The 2737-nt window shown below is 71.4% G+C and carries 3 protein-coding genes; all 3 read right to left on the reverse strand.

Annotated features, from left to right (window positions below):
- Positions 1-15: 15 nt before the first annotated feature.
- Positions 16-1185 carry an acyl-CoA dehydrogenase family protein gene (locus G6018_RS14855; protein ID WP_179524769.1) on the reverse strand — a complete coding sequence of 390 codons (1170 nt, stop codon included), beginning with the start codon at positions 1183-1185 and terminating at the stop codon, positions 16-18.
- Positions 1186-1404: 219 nt separating this feature from the next.
- Positions 1405-1917, reverse strand: coding sequence for a 5-(carboxyamino)imidazole ribonucleotide mutase (gene purE, locus G6018_RS14860; RefSeq protein ID WP_179524768.1), 513 nt, complete (start codon positions 1915-1917; stop codon positions 1405-1407).
- A 29-nt stretch (positions 1918-1946) separates the two neighbouring features.
- A partial coding sequence (locus tag G6018_RS14865; protein ID WP_182640031.1) for a 5-(carboxyamino)imidazole ribonucleotide synthase occupies positions 1947-2737 on the reverse strand: 791 nt, incomplete at its 5' end.

The following is a 2737-nucleotide window of genomic DNA, read 5'->3' on the forward strand; positions in this document are numbered from 1 at the left end:
CCGGTGCCCGGAGGATCAGCCCAGGAGCTGACGCGCCATGACCATGCGGTTGATCTGGTTGGTGCCCTCGTAGATCTGGGTGATCTTGGCGTCGCGCATCATGCGCTCGACCGGGAAGTCGCGGGTGTAGCCCGCGCCGCCGAAGAGCTGCACGGCGTTGGTGGTGACCTCCATCGCGACGTCCGAGGCGAACGTCTTGGACGCCGCGGCCATGAAGCCCAGCTTCTGCCCACCCGGCGCGCTGCCGCGCTCGGCGTTGGCGGCGGCCGTGTACACCATGAGACGGGAGGCCTGGACCTTCATCGCCATGTCGGCGAGCATGAACTGGGTGTTCTGGAAGTCCGAGATCGCCTTGCCGAACTGCTTGCGCTCCTTGGTGTAGGCGATCGCCGCGTCGAGCGCACCCTGGGCGAGGCCCACGGCCTGGGCGCCGATGGTCGGGCGGGTATGGTCCAGGGTCTGCAGCGCGGTCTTGAAGCCGGTGCCCGGCTCGCCGATGATCCGATCACCCGGGATGCGGACGTTCTCGAAGTACAGCTCCGCTGTGGGCGAACCCTTGATGCCCAGCTTCTTCTCGGTCTTCGAGACGCCGAAGCCCTCGTCGTCGGCGTGCACCATGAACGCGGAGATGCCGCCGGCGCCCTTCTCGGGGTCCGTCACGGCCATAACGGTGTACCAGGTGGACTTGCCGCCGTTGGTGATCCACGCCTTGCCGCCGTTGAGGATCCAGTCGTCGCCGTCCTGGCGGGCGCGGGTGCGCATGGCCGCGGCGTCGGACCCGGCCTCGCGCTCCGACAGGGCGTACGAGGCCATCGCGCCCTCGGCGATCCCGGGCAGGACCTGCTGCTTGAGGTCCTCACCTCCGGCCAGGATCAGGCCCATCGTGCCGAGCTTGTTCACGGCCGGGATCAGCGAGGACGAACCGCACACGCGGGCGACCTCCTCGATGACGATGCACGCCGCGACAGAGTCCGCGCCCTGCCCGCCGTACTCCTCCGGCACGTGGACCGCATTGAAGCCCGAGGCGTTGAGCGCGTCGAGCGCCTCCTGCGGGAACCGCTCGTTCTCGTCGACGTCCGCGGCGTGCGGCTCGATCTCCTTCTCGGAGAGGGCACGGATCGCCGCGCGGAGCTCCTCGTGCTCCTCCGCGGGCTGGTACAGGTCGAAGTCGGGGTTACCGGACATGTGCGGTCCTCCAAGAGGGAATCGTCGGTGCTGATCGCGCGGCGGACACCGTCCGGGGCACCTCCCGGCGATGCCGACGACGCACCTTCACCGTCGATATCGCCGCGGGGTCTGACGTGCCGCGCCCGGCCATCCAAGTTACCAGTCGGGCACCGCCCGCCCCGCCCGGGCGGCGGGCCTCCCGGGCGGGGCGGACGGTGCCGCGGAGGACGGGGCGGATCAGCCCAGGAGGCTCTGGCGCAGCGCGGCGTCCTTGCGCTCCACCATCGCCTCCAGCTCGGCCTGGAAACCCTCCATCCGGGACCGGAGCTCCGGGTCGGAGGCGGCGAGGATCCGGACCGCCAGGAGCCCGGCGTTGCGGGCCCCGCCGATCGACACGGTGGCCACGGGCACCCCTGCCGGCATCTGCACGATCGAGAGCAGCGAGTCCATGCCGTCGAGGTGCTTCAGGGGCACCGGGACACCGATGACCGGCAGCGGGGTGGCGGAGGCGACCATCCCCGGCAGGTGCGCGGCCCCGCCGGCACCCGCGATCACCACCCGGATACCCCGGCCCGCGGCCGAGCGGGCGTAGTCCAGCATCTTCTGCGGGGTCCGGTGGGCCGAGACGACGCCCACCTCGAAGGGGATCCCGAACTCGGCGAGCGCCTCCGCCGCGCCCTCCATCGTCGGCCAGTCGGAGTCGCTGCCCATGATCAGACCGACCTGCGGCCCGCCCTGTGGTGCGGTCATGGTGGTGCCTTTCGTCGAAGGGGGTGGCGTCAGCGGTCGAAGTCGCCGACCGGTGCCCCCGTGTGGGGGTCCCACCCGTCGGCCCATTCCCCGTGGGACAGCCAGTGGGCGGCGTGCTCGGCCACCGCGCGGACCGTGGCGACCTGGTCGGCGTCATCCGGGTCGACCCCGGGGTCGGCGAGGACGTTGACGTGCCCGATCTTGCGTCCCGGCCGCTCGGACTTCCCGTAGAGGTGGACCTTGGCGTGCGGGAACCGGGCCCCGAGGTGGTGCACCCGCTCGTCCATGCTCATCTCCGGGGCACGGGCCGCGCCGAGCACGTTGGCCATCACGGTCACGGGGGCCGTCGGGACGGTGGAACCCAGCGGATAGTCGAGAACGGCCCGCAGATGCTGCTCGAACTGGCTGGTGGTGGCTCCGTCCATGGTCCAGTGTCCGGAGTTGTGCGGTCGCATCGCCAGTTCGTTCACCAGCACACCCGGGCGGCCGTCGGAACCGGTGACCTCGAAGAGTTCGACCGCCATCACCCCGGTGACGTCGAGGTGTTCGGCCAGGCGCAGGGCGGTGGCCTGGACCGCGGAGCGGAGATCGTCGGGCAGCCCGGTGGCCGGTGCCACCACCACCGCGCAGATCCCGTCGCGCTGGACCGTCTCCACGACGGGCCACACCGCTCCCTGGCCGAACGGCGAGCGGGCGACGAGCGCGGAGAGCTCCCGGGTCCACGGCACCCGCGCCTCGGCCATCATCGGCACACCGGCGTCGAGTTGCTCCGTCGCGATGCGCTCGGCCTCCTCCAGAGAGCCCGGCATCCACACGCCGC

This window comes from Dietzia sp. DQ11-44, assembly GCF_014145205.1.
Lineage (GTDB): Bacteria > Actinomycetota > Actinomycetes > Mycobacteriales > Mycobacteriaceae > Dietzia > Dietzia natronolimnaea.